Below are 18,505 nucleotides of genomic sequence, written 5' to 3'. Positions count from 1 at the left end.
CACGTCGACGGCGCGATCCAGGAGGACGCGATGACCACGAGGCCCCGACTCGCGCTGACCACGGTCAACCTGGACACACCCGACCCGGCGGCGCTGTCCCGCTTCTACGCGCGACTGCTCGGTTGGACGGTGGAGGTCGAGGAGGCCGACGACGTCATCCTGCGCGGGCCCGAGGGCGGGGTGGGCCTGTCCTTCCAGCGCGAGCGGGCGTACGTGCGGCCGACCTGGCCGGCCGAGGCGGACCGGCAGCAGATGATGATGCATCTGGAGATCGGGGTCGAAGACCTGGCCGCCGCCCTGGAGCACGCGCTGGCCTGTGGTGCCACGCTGGCCGAGTTCCAGCCGCAGGACGACGTGCGGGTCTGCCTGGACCCGCACGGCCACCCGTTCTGTCTCTGGCTGATGGACTGACCGCGAGGCCGGTCGGTCGGTGGTCGACACGACCCGCACCGTCCGTGCCCGTCACCCGAACGAACGTTAAGCTGAGCGGGTGGGAGCCAGAAGCTGCCACGGCGTACGACAGCTCACCACCATCCCACGGAGCTCACCACGCTATGACCGTCGACCGGATCCTGCCCACCGAAGAGGCCCACGACCTGCTGGAGCTGGCCACCGAACTCGCCGACCGCGAGCTGGCCCCGAAGGCCGTCGAGTTCGAGCAGCGCGCCGAGTTCCCCCGCGAGCTGCTGCGCACCCTGGGCCGGGCCGGTCTGCTCGGCCTGCCCTATCCGGAGGAGTACGGCGGCGCCGCCCAGCCGTACGAGGTCTACCTCCAGGTGCTGGAGATCCTGGCGAGCCGCTGGTTGGCGGTCGCCGAGGCGGTCAGCGTGCACACGCTCTCCTGCCACCCGGTCGCCACGTTCGGCGACGACGCCCAGCGCAAGCTGCTGCCCGACATGATCGGCGGCGAACTCCTCGGCGCGTACTGCCTCTCCGAACCGCAGGGTGGCTCGGACGCCGCCGCGCTGACCACCAAGGCGGTCCGCGACGGCGACGCGTACGTGGTCACCGGCACCAAGGCATGGATCACCCACGCCCAGGTGGCCGACTTCTACAACGTCTTCTGCCGCACCGGCGTACCCGGTCCGCGGGGCATCTCCTGCCTGCTGCTCGACCGGGCCACTCCCGGTCTCCACCCGCAGGCCGCCGAGCGCACCATGGGACTGCGGTCGTCACCGGTGGCGCAGCTCGTCTTCGACGACGCGCGGGTGCCGGCGGAGCGGCTGATCGGCGGCGAGGGCGCCGGCTTCACCATCGCCATGTCCGCCCTGGACTCCGGCCGCCTCGGCATCGCCGCCTGCGCGGTGGGGTTGGCCCAGGCGGCGCTGGACTACGCGGTCGGCTACGCCCGGGAACGTCGCCAGTTCGGCCGTGCCGTCATCGACTTCCAGGGCCTCGGCTTCACCCTCGCCGACCTGGCCACGCAGATCTCCGCCGCCCGGGCGTTGACGCTCGCCGCCGCCCGGCTGCGCGACGCCGGACGGCCGTACTCGATCGAGGCGGCCAAGGCGAAACTCTTCGCCACCGACGTGGCGATGCGGGTGACCACCGACGCGGTGCAGGTGCTCGGCGGCGCCGGGTACGTGGCCGACCACCCGGTGGAGCGCTACATGCGGGAGGCCAAGGTGCTCCAGATCGTGGAGGGCACCAACCAGATCCAGCGTCTGGTGATCTCCCGGGCCCTGGCCAAGGAGTGACCGCGCCTGCCCTCGGGTGGGTTCGTCGTCGCGCGGACGGGCCTTTCCCGGTAGGTTGCACGCCGTGGAGGAGATCGACCGGGCCATCGTCGCCGCGCTGACCACGGACGGCCGGCAGTCGTACACGGATCTCGCGGAGAAGGTGGGTCTGTCCGTCTCGGCCGTGCACCAGCGGGTACGCCGGCTGGAACAGCGCGGTGTGGTCAAGGGCTACACCGCGCGGGTCTCGTTCGAGGCGCTCGACCTGCCGTTGACCGCGTTCGTGGCGATCCGGCCGTTCGACCCGTCGCAGCCGGACGACGCCCCGGTACGCCTCGCGCACCTGCCCGAGATCGACTCGTGCTACTCGGTGGCGGGGGAGGACTTCTACCTGTTGCTGGTGCGGGTGGCCGGTCCGGTCGACCTGGAACGCGTACTCCAGGAGATCCGGACCGCGGCGAACGTCACCACCCGGACGACGGTGGTGCTCTCCACGCCCTACGAAGGCCGCCCGCCGAAGATCAGTGGCGAGCCGTCGAGTCGCTCACGGTCGCGGTCGGCGGGGGAGGCGGCTGGTTCCACCGGAGGATGACCCGCCGGCCGTGCTCGTGGCCGAGCACGCTCATGGTGGCGGTGTCCAGCCGGAGCAGCCCGCCGGCCGACGGCGGCAGGCCGATCCACCGGGCACCCAGCACGCGCAGCGAGTGCGCGTGCCCGACCACCGCGACGGAACCCCGGTCGAGCAGCGGATGCACCGTGGCGAGCAGCCGGTCGAGGCGTTCGCCGACCTCGCTGGGCGACTCCCCGTTGGGGCACCCGTCGGTCCACACGTTCCAACTGGACCGTTCGTCGTGGATCTCGGCGGTGGTCCGGCCCTCGTAGTCGCCGTAGTGCCACTCGGCCAGATCCTCGTCGGTGCTGGTGACGGTCAGCCCGGCCAGTTGCGCGGTGAGCAGCGCCCGGCGGCGCGGGCTGCTCAGCACCGCGGCGAACCGCCGGCCGGCGAGCGCCGGACCGAGCGCGCGGGCCTGTCGCTCACCGTCGGGCGTCAGCTCCAGATCCGTGTACGAGGTGTGCCGGCGACTGGCGCTCCAGGTGGTCTCGCCGTGTCGGACGAGCAGGATCTCGCTCATGTTCTCAGTCAACCAGGAGTCGGATAGGATCGTGGCCATGTACTCCTGTGCCTTCTCGATGAAGCCCTGGTCCGGCCGCTGACGGCGGCAGGGTTGACCGGCTTCTTCTAGCTCCACTCTGTGTCGCCGTCCTGGTGTTCCCGCCGGGCGGCCTGATCACGCTGCCCGGCTCCACGACGAGCCGAAGAGCGCAGAGTGAACAATCTTGAACTGAACCCCACCCAGGACTCGACCCCCGGCCTGCCGGCCGGCGACCGGGCGCATGTCCGGGCCGAGGGCGTACGCGTGGTGCTGGGCGGACGGGTGGTGCTGTCCGACGTCAGCGTGACCGTCTCCGCCCGTTCGCGGCTGGCGGTCGTCGGCGAGAACGGCCGGGGCAAGACGACCCTGCTCCGGGTGCTGATCGGGGAAATCACCCCGGACCAGGGCACGGTGGAGCGTGTCGGCACGCTCGGCGTGGCCCGGCAGGCACTGGAGGCCCGCAGCGGCGAGACGGTGGGCACCCTGGTCGCCGCAGCGATCCGGGAGTCCCAGGAGGCGGTGCGGGCGCTGGACGACGCGGCGACGGGACTGGCCGAGGGCCGGCCCGGCGCGGACACCGCGTACGCCGTCGCGCTGGACGCCGCCACCCGACTGGACGCCTGGGACGCGGAACGCCGCGTGGACGTGGCACTGGCCGGGCTGGACGCCTGCCCGGACCGGCAGCGCCCGCTGTCGACGTTGTCGGTCGGCCAGCGCTACCGGGTCCGCCTGGCCTGCCTGCTCGGGGCACGGCACGACCTGCTGATGCTCGACGAGCCGACCAACCATCTCGACGCCGACAGCCTGGCGTTCCTGACCCTGCGCCTGCGTCAGCACGCGGGCGGGGTGGTGCTGGTCAGCCACGACCGGGCCCTGCTCGGTGACGTGGCCGAGGAGTTCCTCGACCTCGACCCCAGCGAGGACGGCCGCCCACGGGTCTTCGCCGGTGGGTACGCCGGCTGGCAGGAGGGCCGTCGCCGCGAGCGGGAACGCTGGTTGCACGACTACGAGGCCCAGCAGGCCGAACACCAGCGGCTGGCCGAGGCGGTGAACGAGGCACGGCAGCGGCTCAGCACCGGCTGGCGGCCGGAGAAGGGGCACGGCAAGCATCAGCGCCAGTCCCGGGCGCCCGGGGTGGTGCAGGCGTTGCGTCGCCGGCAGGAGGACCTGGACGCCCACCGGCTCACCGTGCCCGAGCCGCCGCTGCGCCTGCGCTGGCCCGAGCTGCGGACCCGGCCCGGGGCGCCGTTGCTGCGCTGCGACGACGTGACGGTGGCCGGGCGGCTGCACCAGCCGGTCACGCTCACCCTGGACGGTGGGGAGCGGCTGCTGGTGACCGGGCCCAACGGTGCCGGCAAGTCGACCCTGCTCGAGGTGCTCGCCCAGAACCTCGAACCCTCCACCGGCGCCGTCCGGCACCTGGGGCGGGCCCGGGTGGCGTACCTGGGACAGGAGGTGCCGGCATGGCCGTCGACCGCGCTCGCCCGCGACCTGTACGACCAGCACGTGGGTCGGCTCCAGTCCGCAGGTCGGCTCCGGGAGGCCGACCGCCTGCCGCTGGGCGCGACGCACCTGCTGGACCGGGAGGCGCTGCGTACTCCGGTGGGCCGCATGTCGCAGGGGCAGCAGCGGCGGCTGAACCTGGCCCTGCGCCTGGCCGAGCTGCCCGACCTGTTGATCCTCGACGAGCCCACCAACCACCTCTCGGCGCTGCTGGTGGACGAGTTGACCGCCGCGTTGCGGGAGACCCCGGCGGCGGTGGTGGTCGCCACCCACGACCGCCAGATGCTCGCCGACCTGGCGGACTGGCAGATCCTGTCGCTGGGAGCCGCCGAGGAGTCGCCCTGACGGACGCTCCCTGTCCGGCTGCTCGACGGTGCGGTGGTGAGTGGTGGCCAGGTCGTGGTCTGGCCACCACCGCCCCCTACCCCGAAGGACGCTGGGCCCATGACCTGACCCGCCCATCCTTCGGGGTAGGGCTTCGGGGTAGGGGCACTGTCGAGCTGATGGCACGGACGGATCAGGCGATCTGCCGCGTCGCTCGGCCCGGCGAGGGTGACCTCTCGGCCGCCTTTGCTCTGCTTCAACCACCGCACTGCTTCTGGGCGCGGACCGTTGCGGTGGTTGAAGCAGAGCAGGAGGGTCTGCGCCTGGACGAATCGGTTCAAGATCTTGGACAGTTTCCGTTTCGAGCTAACGGAAACTGTCCAAGGTTCACATTCGAGGGGCGGTGGTGGGATCCCGTTGGGGGCGGTTGGTGGCGTCCGTGCCAGAGGCGGCGCGATGTGACGCACGAACGGAGGTGGTCGGCAGACCCGGCGGCCGACGGAGTGGGCGTGTCGGAGGCGGACGGGGATCGGGCTCCACTCCAGAACGAGGGGTGGGGAAGTGGGAACGCGGGCCCGCCGGCGACGACGGCCGGGCGCATGACGTCTCAGCTGGCTGGCGGGAACCGGCAGACCAACTGCGCTACCAGTCGTCGCTGACCAGGGCAGGGACTTCCGGTAGCAGGGACGGTTCAGCTCGACAGCGGCCATAAGGCAGGTCAACAGCCCGCTGAGGGCGGCGGCAGCTCGCGACGATCAGTACACCTAGCTTCCTAGGATGCCCTAGCGGATGTGCGCGGCACCACCGCTCCGAGAACAGTTTCAGATCATCGGGGGCGGGGACACGACCGTGAGGAGCGCAGCGGATCGCTGCGCCGCCGAGGCAGGGAGGCGACATGAGCTTCACCGACAAGGCGAAGAACAAGGTCGAGGAACTGAGCGGCGCCGCCAAGGAGCGCGTCGGCGACATGACCGACAACGAGCGCATGCGTGCCGAGGGCGCCAGTGAGCAGTCCGAGGCCCGTGCCCGTCAGGCCGGTGAGAAGGTCAAGGACGCCGGCCGCGACGCCAAGGACGCCTTCACCAAGAAGTGACCGTACGTACGCCGAAGCGGGCCACCGGAACGTTCCGGTGGCCCGCTTCGCGGCGTGGCGTCAGTCGGTGGAGGAGGTACCGACCGGGCTACGCCGGGTCCGGTCAGTCGTCGCGGTGGGTCCGCCACCACTGTTGGCCGGTGTCCGGCAGGGTGTCGATCGGGTCGTAGTACGCGTACCGCTTGTTGAGGGCCTCCAGGTCGGCGGACTCGATGGAGGTGCGGTAGTTCTTCGTCCAGTAGGAGATGCCGCGTTCGCGGTCGTACTCGGTGATCATGTGTACCCAGCGCTTGCCGACGAAGGGCACGTCGCAGACGATCCGGGGCGTGGCGTAGCCGGGCAGGTAGCCCATGATGTCGTGCTGGAGCTGTTGGGCGTGCCAGACCGGGACCCGCCAGTGTTCGGCGTTGGGGATCATGTCGCACATGTAGAAGTAGTACGGCAGGATGCCCGTCTCGCCCTGGAGCGCGAAGCAGAGGTCGAGCAGTTCGGTGGTGCTGGCGTTGACGCCGCGCATCAGCACGCCCTGGTTGCGGACGTCGCGTACGCCGACGTCGAGGGCGGTCTGCGCGGCCTTGGCGACCAGTGGGGTGAGCGACTGGGCGTGGTTGACGTGGGTGTGGATGGCCAGGTTGACGCCCCGTCGGGCGGCGGTGCGGGCGACCCGCTCCAGCCCCTCCACGACGTCGGGCTGGAGCCAGTGCTGGGGCAGGCCCATGAGTGCCTTGGTGGCGAGCCGGATGTCGCGGATGGTCTCGATCTCCAGCAGGCGCATCAGGTACGACTCGAGGTTGCGCCACGGGACGTTGGCCACGTCGCCGCCGGAGACCACGACGTCGCGTACGCCGGGGTGGGCCTTGAGGTAGGTGATGTGGGCGTCGTACCGGTCGACGGGTTTGAGGGTGAGTTTGAGTTTGTCGACGGCGGGGGTGGAGTTGCCGACCAGGTCCATGCGGGTGCAGTGTCCGCAGTACTGCGGACAGGTGGAGAGCAGCTCGGCGAGGACCTTGGTGGGGTAGCGGTGGGTGAGGCCCTCGGCGACCCACATGTCGTGTTCGTGCAGGGAGTCGCGGGTGGCGTACGGGTGGGAGGGCCAGTCGGTGCGTCGGTCCGAGGCGACGGGGATCATGTATCGCCGGATCGGGTCGGCCAGCAGCGTCTCGGTGGTGGGTGGGGCGTCCGGCACCATGGTGTTGATCATTTGGGGTGGTACGAGCATGGACATGGTGGCCAGGGCGCGTTGGTCGGCGTCGAGGTCGGCGTAGAAGCTCTCGTCGACGGTGTCGCCGAGCAGGGCGCGGAGCTGCTTGATGTTCTTGACGCAGTTGACGCGCTGCCACTGGGCGCTTTCCCACTGGTCGCGGGTGACGTCGCGCCAGCCGGGGAAGCGGGTCCAGTCGGGTTCGACGAGGCGGTGGCGGCGGTATTCGTAGGGCTGGCCGGTGGGTGCGGTGGTGGGGGCCGGCTCGGGTGTCGCCGGGGTGGCCTGCACCGGCGGTTGGGTCTGGGTCACGGCCCCTCCTGCGGGTGTGTCGATGGTCGTCCGACCTGGGTGCAGGTCGGTCCGGGTTCGTCAGCGGACCGAAGGTTACTGGAAAATATTCGGTACAGGAATTATTCTGCCGGAAGTTTTCCCGTCATGCGAGTTGATGTCGGGGCTTCGGGCGGTCGGACAGGGAGGTTGGCGTGACGTCACCAGTAGGTCTGCACCGGGTCGTGGAACCGGCGGGTGTGCTGCCGCAGGCGGCCTGGCGGTTGGACGCGCGGTCGGAGATCGGCCCGAACGAGGTGCGGATCTCGGTCGAGCGGCTGAACCTGGACGCGGCGAGTTTCCGCCAGTTGCGGGACAAGCACGGTGGTGACGGGGACGCGGTGCGCGCGGAGGTGCTCGACATCATCGCGACGCGGGGCAAGATGCAGAACCCGGTGACCGGGTCGGGCGGGATGCTGATCGGCACGGTGGCGCAGGCGGGGCGTCGGTCGCCGTTGGGGTTCAAGGCCGGTGAGCGGGTGGCGACGCTGGTGTCGTTGACGTTGACGCCGCTGGTGATCACCGACGGGTTGGCGCGGTGGGACGGGCTCAGCGAGCAGGTGCCGTGTGAGGGGTGGGCGATCCTGTTCGCCCGGTCGATCGCGGCGGTGCTGCCGGAGGATCTGGATCCGCAGTTGTCGCTGGCGGTGCTGGACGTGTGCGGGGCGCCGGCGTTGACCGAGCGGGTGGTGCGGCGGTATGTGGCGGAGCGGCCGGCGGGGTTGGGGCCGGTCTCGGTGGCGGTGATCGGCGGTGCGGGCAAGAGCGGTTCGTTGTCGCTGGCGGCGGCGCGGCGGGCGGGTGCGGGTCGTACGGTCGGGGTGGTGCCGGTGGTCGCGGAGCGTGACGCGTTGGTGGCGGCGGGCCTGGCCGACGAGGTGGTGGTGGCCGACGCGCGGGATCCGGTGGGGTTGTCGGTGGCGGTGACCTCGGCGTTGGGAGTGCCGGCGGACGTGACGGTGGTCTGCGTGGACGTGCCGGGGTGTGAGCACGGCGCGGTGTTGGCGACCGCGGACGGCGGCACGGTGGTGTTCTTCTCGATGGCGACGAGTTTCGCGGCGGCGGCGTTGGGTGCGGAGGGCCTGGCGGCGGACGTGACGATGCTGGTGGGCAACGGGTATGTGCCGGGTCACGCGGAGCTGGCGTTGGGTCTGCTGCGTGAGGTGCCGGGCGTGCGTGGGCTCTTCGAGGCCCGGTTGGCGGCAGACTGAGGCCATGACGAAGAACCCCTCGACGTTGTACCGGGCCGGCGTGTTGCACTGCCCGGCGGATCCGTCCGCGACGGCGCTGTTGGTGCGGGACGGGCGGATCGTCTGGTTGGGTGCCGGGGCGGATGCTCCGGCGGCGGACCGGGTGGTGGATCTGGGTGGGGCGTTGGTGACGCCGGCGTTCGTGGACGCGCACGTGCACGTGAGTGACACGGGGTTGGCGTTGTCGGGGCTGGATCTGTCCGGGGTGCGGTCGGCGGGGGAGTTGCTGGCGGCGGTGGCGGCGTTCGCGGCGGGTTTGCCCGCGGACGCCGTGGTGCTGGGGCACGGGTGGGACGAGTCGACGTGGTCGGTGCCGGTGCCGCCGGTGGCGGCGGAGGTGGATCGGGCGGCCGGTGGTCGGCGGGTGTACCTGTCGCAGGCGTCGATCCATTCGGCGCTGGTGTCGTCGGCGTTGTTGGCGGCGTGTCCGGAGGCGGTGACGGCACCGGGGTACGACGCCTCGGGGTGGTTGCGGCGGGACGCGCATCACGTGGTGCGGGCGGTGGCGCGGGCCTCGGTGTCGCGGGCGCAGCGGGTGGCGGCGCAGCGGGTGGCGTTGCGGCATGCGGCGTCGTTGGGGATCGCGGCGGTGCACGAGTGCGGTGGGCCGGAGATCTCGGACGAGGAGGACTTCACGGGCCTGTTGGCGCTGTCGGGTGCGGGGGTGCCGGAGGTGTACGGGTACTGGGGTGAGTTGGGTGGTGCGGCGCGGGCGCGTGAGTTGGGTGCGGTGGGTGCGGGTGGGGATCTGTTCGCGGATGGGGCGTTGGGGTCGCGGACGGCGCATGTGTCGGCGGCGTACGTGGACGGGGAGGGGTGTGGTCACGGGTATCTGACGGCGGAGCAGGTTCGTGATCATTTGTTGGACTGTGCGGCGCACGGGATGCAGGGCGGGTTCCATGCGATCGGGGATGCGGCGATCTCGACGGTGTTGGCGGGGTTCGCGGGGGCGGCGGAGAAGCTGGGTACGGAGCGGGTGCGTGCGGCGCGGCATCGGATCGAGCATGCGGAGATCGTGGATCGGCGGTTGATCGCGGGGTTCGTGGAGTTCGGGGTGGTGGCGTCGATGCAGCCGGCGTTCGACCGGTTGTGGGGTGGTGCGGGTCGGATGTACGAGGCGCGGTTGGGGTTGGCGCGGTCGTTGGCGTCGAATCCGATGGGGGCGATGCACGGGGTGGGGGTGGCGTTGGCGTTCGGGTCGGATTCGCCGGTGACGCCGTTGGATCCGTGGGGGTCGGTGCGGGCGGCGGTGGCGCATCACAACCCGGTGCAGCGGATGAGTGTGCGGGCGGCGTTCGCGGCGCATTCGCGGGGTGGTTGGCGGGCGGTGCATCGGGACAGCGAGGGGGTGTTGGCGTTGGGGGCGCCGGCGACGTTCGCGGTGTGGTCGTCGTCGGCGGGGGTGCAGCGGGGGTTGCCGGTGTTGGTGGCTGAGGATCCGCAGCAGGATCCGCTGCCGTTGCCGGTGTGCCGGGCGACGGTGTTGCGCGGTGAGGTGATCTATGAGGAAGGGTTGTCGTGACTGAGGTGGGTGGCTTCGCGGCCGGCAAGTTGGATCTGGACCCGGTGGTGGTGGCGCGGGCGCGGGAGTTGGCGCGGCGGGTCGGGCAGCCGGTGGTGGAGTTGGCGCGGGGGCACACCACGGTGTCGGTGGAGCGTGCGGTGTTGCGGTTGGCCGGGGTGACGGGGGCTGATCCGGACGGTATTCCGTGGGTGAACCGGTTGGTGGACGCGGTGGTGGCGGATGTGGGGTTGGGGCACGGGGTGGCGGTGCCGGTGTTCGAGGCGTTGGCGCGGGAGCGGGTCTCGGATGTGACGTTGCTGGCGCAGCAGGCGGCGGCGGGGTCGGTGCGGTTCGTGGTGCCGTCGGGCAGGTCGGCGTCGGTGGCGCGGCGGGCGGCGCGGCGGGCGGTGGCGGCGGGGGTGCGGCGCATCGATCGGCGGCGGGCGGAGCGGGATCGGTTGGTGCGGCGGTTCGGGGATCCGGTGCGGCGGCCGTGGGTGTATCTGATCGTGGCGACGGGGGACATCTACGAGGACATTCCGCAGGCGCAGGCGGCGGCGCGGGCGGGTGCGGACGTGATCGCGGTGATCCGGTCGACGGGTCAGTCGTTGTTGGACTACGTGCCGGAGGGGGCGACGAGGGAGGGGTTCGCGGGGACGTACGCGACGCAGGAGAACTTCCGGTTGATGCGGGCGGCGTTGGACGAGTCGTCGCGGGAGTTGGGTCGGTATGTGCGGTTGACGAATTACGCGTCGGGGTTGTGCATGCCGGAGATGGCGACGCTCGCGGGTCTGGAGCGGCTGGACATGATGCTCAACGACTCGATGTACGGGATTCTGTTCCGGGACATCAATCCGGTCCGGACGTTCGTGGACCAGCGGTTCTCGCGGCAGGTGCACGCGCGGGCGGGGATCATCATCAACACCGGTGAGGACAACTATCTGACCACTGCGGATGCGGTGGACGAGGCGCACACGGTGACGGTGTCGCAGTTGTTGAACGAGTACTTCGCGCACGAGGCGGGGTTGGCGGACTGGCAGTTGGGGCTGGGGCACGCGTTCGAGATCAATCCGGAGGTGCCGGAGTCGTTCCGGTTGGAGTTGGCGCATGCGTTGTTGGCGCGGGAGTTGTTCCCGGATGCGCCGTTGAAGTGGATGCCGCCGACGAAGCACATGACCGGTGACGTGTTCCGGGGCAATCTGCTGGACGGGTTCTTCAACCTGGTGGGTGCCATGACGGGGCAGGGGATCCTGCTGGTGGGGATGATGACGGAGGCGGTGGTGACGCCGTGGTTGTCGGATCGGGACATCGCTCTGCAGAACGTGCGGTACGTGTTGGGTGCCGCCGGTGGGTTGCACGAGGACTTCGTGCCGGCGCCGGGTGGGTTCATCCAGCAGCGGGCGCATCGGGTGCTGGGTGAGGCGGTGGAGTTGTTGGAGCGGATCGGTGAGCGGTCGTTGTTGACGGCGATCGCCGAGGGCACGTTCGGGATCATGAAGCGGCCGGCGGATCGGGGTAAGGGGTTGGACGGGGTGGCGGCGCACGAGGCCGACTACTACAACCCGGCGACGGAGATCCTGGAGGCGGTGGCGTGACGGTGTCGCAGGGTCCGGTGGTGCGGCCGTACGGGGACACCACGGGTGACGGCATGGTGCAGGTGTCGTTCACGTTGCCGGTGCCGCATGACAAGCGGGCCGAGGGTGCGGCGGTCCAGTTGGCGAACCGGATGGGGATGGATCCGGCGTTGTTGGTGCACGCGAAGCAGATGGGTGACGGGTTCACGTTCTTCGTGGTGTACGGGCGGGTGAGTCATCTGGTGGACCTGTCGGCGGTGCAGGTGGTGGAGCGGGACTTTCCGCTGCTGTCGGCCAAGGAGGTCAACGCGGTGGTGAAGCGGCGGTTACGGCGCAAGTTGTCGGTGGTGGGGGCGTGTATCGGCACGGACGCGCACACGGTGGGCATCGACGCGATCCTGAACGTGAAGGGGATCGCGGGGGAGAAGGGTCTGGAGTACTACCGGGAGTTGTCGGTGACGAACCTGGGTGCGCAGGTGAGTGTGCCGGAGTTGGTGGAGGCGGCGCGGGTGGCGCGGGCGGATGCGGTGTTGGTGTCGCAGGTGGTGACGCAGCGGGACGCGCATCTGCACAACACGCGGGAGATGTCGGCGGCGTTCCGGGAGGCGTTGCCGGTGGGCCGGCGGCCGTTGTTGATCGTGGGTGGGCCGCGGTTCGACGAGTCGCAGGCGGCCGAGTTGGGGGTGGATCGGATCTTCGGTCGGGGCACCACGCCGGGTGAGGTGGCGTCGTATCTGGTGCACGCGTTGGTGACGGGTCGGAAGGTGGGGGCGGCATGACGGATCCTCGGGTGGGCCTGACGGTGACGCATCGGCGGTATGTGCCGTACGCGCATGCGCACTACGCGGGGAACCTGGTCGACGGGGCGTACGCGTTGGGTCTCTTCGGAGACGTGGCCACGGAGGTGTGTATCCGTACGGACGGGGACGAGGGGTTGTTCGCGTCGTACTCGGATGTGCAGTTCCGGGCGCCGTTGCGGGCCGGTGACGTGCTGGAGGTGGTGGCGACGGTGACGCGGGTGGGCACCCGCAGCCGCACGCTGGACTTCGAGGCGCGGGTGGTGTGTCGGGGGCGCCCGGATCGGGGTGAGTCGGCGGCGGAGGTGTTGGAGGTACCGGTGGTGGCGGTGTCGGCGACCGGCACGGTGGTCGTGCCCGCGCCGGTATGAGTGTCGCGGTCTGCGCCGACGTCGGGTCGACGTTCACGAAGGTGGCGGTGGTCGACCTGGCCGGTGGCGGGTTGGTCGGTGCGGCGTCGGTGCCGACGACGGTGGGTACGGACGTGCTGCACGGTCTGGACGCGGCGGTGGCGGCGGCCGGGGTGGGTGGTCGGGACGTGCCGTGGTTCGTGTGTTCGTCGGCGGGCGGTGGGCTGCGGTTGGCGGTGGTGGGGTACGAGCCGTTGGTGACCGCGCAGGCGGGTCGGCGGGTGGGGTTGTCGGCGGGGGCCGATGTGGTGCATGTGGCCGCCGGGCGGCTGGGGCGGGCGGAGCTGGCCGCATTGCGGGCGGCGCGGCCGGACGTGGTGTTGCTGGTGGGTGGCACCGATGGTGGGGATGCCGAGACGTTGTCGCACAACGCGACGCGGTTGGCGCGGGCGCGGTGGCGGGTGCCGGTGGTGTTGGCGGGCAACGTGGACGTGCGCGGGGAGTTGGCGGCGGTGTTGGCCGGTGCGGGGGTGCCGGTGACGGTGGCCGACAACGTGTTGCCGCGTATCGGGGTGTTGGCGCCGCTGTCGGCGCGGGCGGCCATCCGGCAGGTGTTCCTGCGGCACGTGATCGGCGGTAAGCGGTTGTCGCGGGGGTCGCGGTTCGCGCGGTTGGTGCGGGCGGCGACGCCGGACGCGGTGCTGACCGGGGTGGAGGTGTTGGCGGACGCGGCCGGTGGTGACCTGGTGGTGGTGGACGTGGGGGGCGCCACCACGGACGTGTACTCGGTGTTGACGCCGGACGAGCGGGCCGACGGGCCGGGCCGGGAGGTGGCCGGGGCGTTGTGGCGGGCGCGGACGGTGGAGGGGGATCTGGGGATGCGGTGGAGCGCGCCGGGGGTGGTGCGGGCCGCCGTGGAGGAGCGGCTGGTCGGTGACGGCGAGCGGGACGCCCTGGCGGGCGCGGCGGCGGCGCGGGCCGCCGATCCGGGTTTCCTGCCGTCGGATGCGGCGGCGCGGGCGTCCGACGGCCGGTTGGCGGCGTTGGCGGCGACGGTGGCGGTGCGCCGGCACGCCCGGGGGGTGGGTGCGGGTGAGCGGGCCGGTCGGGATCTGCGGGACGTGCGGTTGCTGGTGGGCTCGGGTGGGGTGTTGCGGCATGCCCGTGCCGGCGAGGTGACGCCGGTGTGGCAGGCGGTGTTGGGTGATCACGCGGGTGGGTGGGCGGTGCCGAGGGCGGCGCGGGCGGTGGTCGACTCCGACTACGTGTTGGCGGCGGCGGGGTTGTTGGCGGCGGAGCATCCGGGGGCGGCGCGGGCGTTGCTGGGGCCGTTGGTGTCGGCGTGACCGGTGTCGGGTCGACTGCGGACGGTGACGGTGAGCGCGACACGCCGTGCCGGTGTGGCGACTCGTCGGGGGTGGGTTGACAAGGCCGGGGGTGCGCCACGTACCGTCTTTGAGTCCTACCACGGGAAGCGGCTGTTGTTCGCTTCGTCCCTTCGTCCGCTGGCCGAGCGACGGTTGTCGCGGCGGCCAGGTCCAGCGGGCGGGGGTCGGCGGGGCGGCGCGAACCGGCCGCGGTTACCGGTGTACGGGCAGGGTGGGGTGCACGGCCAGTAGACAACGGCCCGACGGGGACAGCCAGTCACCGTCCGGTCGGTCCGAAGGTCGGCGTGCCTCATTCCCGCCGCACCGGCTGGGAAGGGCCTGGGAGCATCGGGGCGCGGCATACGCCGCGCCCCGATTTCGTGTGCTCAGTCGGCGGCGGGTCGGGCCCGCACGTGCAGACGTTCGCCCTGGGGGCCGAAGAGGTTGAGGACTTCGGCGGGGGTCGGGTCGGGGTTGGCGACGGAGTGCGGCACGCGGGTGTCGAATTCGGCGACCTCGCCGGGGTTGAGGATCAGGTCGTGCTCGCCCAGGCGTAGCCGGATGCGGCCGGAGAGCACGTACAGCCATTCGTAGCCCTCGTGCGAGGAGGGTTGCGGGTCGGTGGGGGTGTGCGGCGGCAGGATCTGTTTGAACGCCTGGACGCCGCCGGGGCGGCGGGTCAGCGGCAGGAACGTCATGCCGTGGCGGACGATCGGTCGGGGGCGGACGCGGGGGTCGCCGACGGTGGGCGCGCCGACGAGTTCGTCCAGGGGCACCTGGTGGGCGCGGGCCAGCGGCAGGAGCAGTTCCAGGGTGGGGCGGCGGTGGCCGGATTCGAGTCGGGACAGGGTGCTGACGGAGATTCCGGTGGTGTCGGCGAGTTCGTTCAGGGTGGTGCCGCGTCGTTTGCGGAGCGCGCGGAGCCGGGGGCCGACCTCCGCGAGCACCGCCGCCTCGTCGTTTGCCATAACAGCAACATTACTTGTCGTTCTGGCCGGTCGGGTGCAGCGTGGGTGCCAGCGAAGGTCACGAGGGGGTACGCATGGACGACGAATACGACGTGGTGGTGGTCGGCGGTGGCGCGGCCGGGCTGGCCGGGGCGCTGGCCCTGGCGCGGGCCCGCCGCTCGGTGCTGGTGGTGGACGCGGGAGCGCCCCGCAACGCCCCCGCCGACCGGGTGCACAACTACCTGGGGCGGGAGGGTACGCCGCCGGCGGAGTTGACGGCGACGGGTCGCGCCGAGGTCACCGGGCACGGCGGGCACGTCGTGGACGGGCGGGTCGAGGCGGTGACCCGCGACGGGGACGACTTCGTGGTGGACGTCGACGGCGACCGGCGGGTACGGGCCCGGCGGCTGCTGGTCACCACCGGCCTGGTCGACGAGCTGCCGCAGGTGCCGGGGTTGGCGCCGCGGTGGGGCCGGGACGTGCTGCACTGCCCGTACTGCCACGGGTGGGAGGTGCGCGACCGGCGCGTCGGGGTGCTGGCGACCGGGCCCCTGGCGGTGCATCAGGCGCTGTTGTGGCGGCAGTGGAGCCCGCACGTGGTGTTCCTGGCCCATGAGGGGCCGGCACCCGACGCCGAGCAGGCCGAGCGGTTGGCCGCGCGCGGCATCGGCGTGGTGCCGGGTGCGGTGAGCGGTGTGACGGTGGCCGAGGACCGGCTGACCGGTGTGACGCTGGCCTCCGGTGCGGAGGTGCCGCTGGACGCGCTGGTGGTGGCGACGGCGATGACCGCCCGGTCGGCGCTGCTGGAGTCGCTCGGGCTGGTCCCGCAGGACGTGGAGATGTCCGGGCACGTGATCGGTCGGCGCATCGCGGCCGACGCGACCGGCGCCACCGACGTGGCGGGGGTGTGGGTGGCCGGCAACGTCACCGATGTGTCCGCGCAGGTGATCCGGGCCGCCGGGGCGGGCCTGACGGCCGGGGCGGCGATCAACGCCGACCTGGTCGAGGAGGACACCCGGCGCGCGGTGGCCGCGCGTCGGCGGCAGCGCGAGGAGATGTTCACCGAGGCGGCCTGGGAGGAGCGGTACCGGTCGAGGGCGTCGATGTGGAGCGGCCGACCCAACCCGCAGCTCGTCGCCGAGGTGGCGGGCACCACGCCGGGCCGGGCGCTGGACGTGGGCAGCGGTGAGGGCGCCGACGCGGTGTGGCTGGCCGAACAGGGCTGGCAGGTCACCGGTGTGGACATCTCCGCCACCGCCCTGGAGCGGGCCGCCGCGCACGCCCGGGCCGCCGGTGCGCAGGTCGCCGACCGCATCGAGTTCACGCACGCGGACCTGCTGAGCTGGTCGCCGCCGGTGGGCGCGTACGACCTGGTGTCGGCGCAGTTCATGCAGCTTCCGCCGGAGCCTCGGCGGGAGATGTTCGCGCGGCTGGCCGAGGCGGTGGCGCCCGGCGGGCGGCTGCTGATCGTCGGGCACGACCCGGGGGACACGCACGTCGGTGGTCACCGCGCCCACTACCCGGAGATGATGTTCACCGCCGAGCAGGTCGCCGCGGACCTGGACCCGCAGCGCTTCGAGGTGCTGGTGACGCAGAGCCGGCCCCGCTCGGCGGTGCACGACGGCCGGGAGGTGGTCATCCACGACGCGGTGCTGGTGGCCCGCCGCCGCTGAGACACCCGCCGCGAAACGGACACGCCGACGCGGTCGGCGGCCGGGCGGGAGGATCGCCCACCGCCGGTGACCGCGTCGGCGTCCGGGGACGGCGGGCGGGTAGCCTTCGGCGCGTGACCCCGCCTGACGCCCCCGTGACGACCACGGACCGCGCCGACGCGCCCGCCGACGTCCGCCGGCCCGACGGCGCACCCCGGCCGTTGCCCCTGCCGGTGGCGGTGGCGATGGCGGTCACCGCCGGGCTGGCGCTGCTGCTGGCGTTCCCGCCGTACGGGTGGTGGCCGCTGGCACCGGTCGGGGTGGCGCTGCTGGCCGCCGCGACGCACCGGCGGCGACTGCGGGCCGGCGCGGGTCTGGGTTTCCTCACCGGGTTGGCGCTGTTCGCGCCGCTGCTGTCCTGGACGAACCTGCACACCGGCTACCTGCCGTGGGTGCTGCTGTCGCTGTTGCAGGCGGGCTACCTGGCGCTGCTGGGTCTGGCCACCGCGTGGGTGTCGCCGCTGGCCGACCGGTACCCGACGGTGTGGCCGGCGCTGACCGGTGTGCTGTGGGTGGGGCAGGAGGCGCTGCGGGACCGGACCCCGTTCGGGGGGTTCCCGTGGGGGCGGTTGGCCTTCGGTCAGGACGGCTCGCCGCTGCTGGGGCTGGCCGCCGTCGGCGGTGCCCCACTGGTCACGTTCGCCGTCGCCACCGCCGGCGGGCTGCTGCTGACCGGCGTGTGGTGGACGCTGCGGGTCCGCCGGGCCGCCGGTGTGCGCTGGTGGACCCCGGCCGCCGGATGCGCGGCGGCGCTGGTGCTGCTGGTCGGCGGGGGGCTGCTGGTGCCGGTGAGCACCACGGCCACCGGTGACACGGTGACCGTCGCGATCGTGCAGGGCAACGTGCCGCGTCTCGGGTTGGACTTCAACGCCCAACGGCAGGCGGTGCTGAACAACCACGTGGACGCCACCATCGCCCTGGCCGGTGAGGTGGCCGCCGGCACCCGGGCCCGACCGGACCTGGTGGTGTGGCCGGAGAACTCCAGCGACATCGACCCGCTGCGCAACCAGTCGGCCAACATCCGCATCTCCGAGGCCGCCGACGCGATCGGCGTCCCGATCCTGGTCGGTGCGGTGCTGACCGGCCCCGAGCAGGGCCAGGTGCGCAACGCGGGGCTGCTGTGGCGGCCGGGCAGCGGCCCCGACCTGGAGCAGCTCTACATCAAGCGGCATCCGGTGCCGTTCGCCGAGTACGTGCCGTTGCGGCGGATCGCCCGGATGGTCAGCGACCAGGTCGACCGGGTCCGGGCCGACTTCGTGGCCGGCACCGCACCGGGGGTGGTGCGGACCCCGGCGGCGGTGCTCGGCGACGTGATCTGCTTCGAGGTGGCCTACGACGGGCTGGTCCGCGACACCGTCGTCGGTGGGGCGCAGCTGCTGGTGGTGCAGACCAACAACGCCACCTTCGACGTGGCCGAGGCCCGCCAGCAGTTGGCCATGGTCCGGTTGCGGGCCGTCGAGCACGGTCGGCCCGCGTTGATGGCCTCCACGGTCGGAGTGTCCGGGTTCGTCTCCCCGGACGGGCGGGTAAGCGACGCCACCGGGTTCAACACCCAGGCGGTCGTGGTGCGTGAGCTGCGACTGACCGAGGGGCGCACCCTCGCCACCCGGGTCGGGGTGCTGCCCGAGGTGGTGCTGGCCGGGCTGGCCGTGGCCGCGTTGGTCGGGGCGGCCCTGGTGCGGCGCCGGTGGGGCGGCCGAGCCGGATGACCGGCGGCTGCCCG

At 72.2% G+C, this 18,505-nt stretch carries 16 protein-coding genes; 13 read left to right on the top strand and 3 right to left on the bottom strand.

Annotated elements, in window-relative coordinates:
• Positions 1–30: 30 nt before the first annotated feature.
• The 3 genes from ABZ738_RS15170 (at position 31) to ABZ738_RS15160 (ending at position 2,268) form a co-directional block, all read left to right on the top strand.
• Entirely contained in the window at positions 31–411 is a 381-nt protein-coding gene (locus tag ABZ738_RS15170; protein WP_357213595.1) for a VOC family protein, read from the top strand.
• 143 nt (positions 412–554) lie between these two features.
• Positions 555–1,697, top strand: coding sequence for an acyl-CoA dehydrogenase family protein (locus tag ABZ738_RS15165; RefSeq protein ID WP_176094103.1), 1,143 nt, complete (start codon positions 555–557; stop codon positions 1,695–1,697).
• A gap of 64 nt (positions 1,698–1,761) precedes the next feature.
• Positions 1,762–2,268 (top strand): AsnC family transcriptional regulator, encoded by a 507-nt coding sequence (locus ABZ738_RS15160; RefSeq protein ID WP_176094104.1) that lies wholly within the window; start codon positions 1,762–1,764, stop codon positions 2,266–2,268.
• Here ABZ738_RS15160 and ABZ738_RS15155 read toward each other — a convergent pair.
• The gene (locus ABZ738_RS15155) at positions 2,198–2,809 is read right to left on the bottom strand and encodes a histidine phosphatase family protein (protein ID WP_176094105.1); all 612 of its coding nucleotides are present in this window, start codon (positions 2,807–2,809) and stop codon (positions 2,198–2,200) included. The two genes, ABZ738_RS15160 and ABZ738_RS15155, sit on opposite strands and share 71 nt — an antisense overlap.
• A gap of 195 nt (positions 2,810–3,004) precedes the next feature.
• Here ABZ738_RS15155 and ABZ738_RS15150 point away from each other — a divergent pair, with 195 nt between their 5' ends.
• Both ABZ738_RS15150 and ABZ738_RS15145 read left to right on the top strand, forming a co-directional pair.
• On the top strand, positions 3,005–4,678 hold the full coding sequence (locus ABZ738_RS15150; RefSeq protein WP_357213590.1) for an ATP-binding cassette domain-containing protein: 1,674 nt from the start codon (positions 3,005–3,007) through the stop codon (positions 4,676–4,678).
• Positions 4,679–5,552: 874 nt separating this feature from the next.
• The gene (locus tag ABZ738_RS15145) at positions 5,553–5,750 is read left to right on the top strand and encodes a CsbD family protein (RefSeq protein ID WP_131053649.1); all 198 of its coding nucleotides are present in this window, start codon (positions 5,553–5,555) and stop codon (positions 5,748–5,750) included.
• A 103-nt stretch (positions 5,751–5,853) separates the two neighbouring features.
• Here ABZ738_RS15145 and ABZ738_RS15140 read toward each other — a convergent pair whose 3' ends face one another.
• Positions 5,854–7,242 carry a lysine 2,3-aminomutase gene (locus tag ABZ738_RS15140; RefSeq protein WP_236145770.1) on the bottom strand — a complete coding sequence of 463 codons (1,389 nt, stop codon included), beginning with the start codon at positions 7,240–7,242 and terminating at the stop codon, positions 5,854–5,856.
• A gap of 194 nt (positions 7,243–7,436) precedes the next feature.
• On the opposite strand from ABZ738_RS15140, the gene ABZ738_RS15135 reads away from it, so the two are divergent.
• From ABZ738_RS15135 to ABZ738_RS15110, 6 genes are read left to right on the top strand one after another with little or no spacing between them, the layout of a single operon-like run.
• On the top strand, positions 7,437–8,492 hold the full coding sequence (locus ABZ738_RS15135; RefSeq protein WP_357213586.1) for a zinc-binding alcohol dehydrogenase: 1,056 nt from the start codon (positions 7,437–7,439) through the stop codon (positions 8,490–8,492).
• Between the two features lie 4 nt (positions 8,493–8,496).
• Positions 8,497–10,053 carry an amidohydrolase family protein gene (locus tag ABZ738_RS15130; protein WP_357213583.1) on the top strand — a complete coding sequence of 519 codons (1,557 nt, stop codon included), beginning with the start codon at positions 8,497–8,499 and terminating at the stop codon, positions 10,051–10,053.
• Between the two features lie 5 nt (positions 10,054–10,058).
• Positions 10,059–11,630, top strand: coding sequence for a lysine 5,6-aminomutase subunit alpha (locus ABZ738_RS15125; RefSeq protein WP_357213875.1), 1,572 nt, complete (start codon positions 10,059–10,061; stop codon positions 11,628–11,630).
• A gap of 2 nt (positions 11,631–11,632) precedes the next feature.
• Positions 11,633–12,388, top strand: a complete 756-nt coding sequence (locus ABZ738_RS15120) for an OAM dimerization domain-containing protein (protein ID WP_357213872.1) — start codon at positions 11,633–11,635, stop codon at positions 12,386–12,388.
• Complete coding sequence (locus ABZ738_RS15115) at positions 12,385–12,777, top strand: hotdog domain-containing protein (RefSeq protein ID WP_176094108.1); 393 nt, start codon at positions 12,385–12,387, stop codon at positions 12,775–12,777. The genes ABZ738_RS15120 and ABZ738_RS15115 overlap by 4 nt, the downstream gene beginning before the upstream one ends.
• Positions 12,774–14,102 (top strand): glutamate mutase L, encoded by a 1,329-nt coding sequence (locus tag ABZ738_RS15110; RefSeq protein ID WP_357213580.1) that lies wholly within the window; start codon positions 12,774–12,776, stop codon positions 14,100–14,102. Before ABZ738_RS15115 ends, ABZ738_RS15110 begins: the two co-directional genes overlap by 4 nt.
• Before the next feature lie 407 nt (positions 14,103–14,509).
• On the opposite strand, the gene ABZ738_RS15105 is transcribed toward ABZ738_RS15110, so the two are convergent.
• The gene (locus ABZ738_RS15105; RefSeq protein ID WP_131057847.1) at positions 14,510–15,091 is read right to left on the bottom strand and encodes an XRE family transcriptional regulator; all 582 of its coding nucleotides are present in this window, start codon (positions 15,089–15,091) and stop codon (positions 14,510–14,512) included.
• Between the two features lie 74 nt (positions 15,092–15,165).
• Here ABZ738_RS15105 and ABZ738_RS15100 point away from each other — a divergent pair, with 74 nt between their 5' ends.
• Together ABZ738_RS15100 and lnt are read left to right on the top strand one after the other, a co-directional pair.
• Positions 15,166–16,743, top strand: coding sequence for a bifunctional NAD(P)/FAD-dependent oxidoreductase/class I SAM-dependent methyltransferase (locus ABZ738_RS15100; protein ID WP_357213577.1), 1,578 nt, complete (start codon positions 15,166–15,168; stop codon positions 16,741–16,743).
• A gap of 134 nt (positions 16,744–16,877) precedes the next feature.
• Positions 16,878–18,491 (top strand): apolipoprotein N-acyltransferase, encoded by a 1,614-nt coding sequence (lnt, locus tag ABZ738_RS15095; protein ID WP_357213869.1) that lies wholly within the window; start codon positions 16,878–16,880, stop codon positions 18,489–18,491.
• The last annotated feature ends 14 nt before the right edge of the window (positions 18,492–18,505 follow it).

This window comes from Micromonospora sp. NPDC047793, from assembly GCF_040642635.1.
Lineage (GTDB): Bacteria > Actinomycetota > Actinomycetes > Mycobacteriales > Micromonosporaceae > Micromonospora.
The sequence above is the reverse complement of the archived record's forward strand: the minus strand, read 5'-3'. Positions and strand labels throughout refer to the sequence as shown.

Coding starts and splice junctions, on each gene's coding strand:
- ABZ738_RS15115 (WP_176094108.1), top strand. CDS start 12,385: ATGACGGATCCTCGGGTGGGCCTGACGGTGACGCATCGGCGGTATGTG.
- ABZ738_RS15100 (WP_357213577.1), top strand. CDS start 15,166: ATGGACGACGAATACGACGTGGTGGTGGTCGGCGGTGGCGCGGCCGGG.
- ABZ738_RS15110 (WP_357213580.1), top strand. CDS start 12,774: ATGAGTGTCGCGGTCTGCGCCGACGTCGGGTCGACGTTCACGAAGGTG.
- ABZ738_RS15130 (WP_357213583.1), top strand. CDS start 8,497: ATGACGAAGAACCCCTCGACGTTGTACCGGGCCGGCGTGTTGCACTGC.
- ABZ738_RS15155 (WP_176094105.1), bottom strand. CDS start 2,809: ATGAGCGAGATCCTGCTCGTCCGACACGGCGAGACCACCTGGAGCGCC.
- ABZ738_RS15145 (WP_131053649.1), top strand. CDS start 5,553: ATGAGCTTCACCGACAAGGCGAAGAACAAGGTCGAGGAACTGAGCGGC.
- ABZ738_RS15170 (WP_357213595.1), top strand. CDS start 31: ATGACCACGAGGCCCCGACTCGCGCTGACCACGGTCAACCTGGACACA.
- ABZ738_RS15165 (WP_176094103.1), top strand. CDS start 555: ATGACCGTCGACCGGATCCTGCCCACCGAAGAGGCCCACGACCTGCTG.
- ABZ738_RS15105 (WP_131057847.1), bottom strand. CDS start 15,091: ATGGCAAACGACGAGGCGGCGGTGCTCGCGGAGGTCGGCCCCCGGCTC.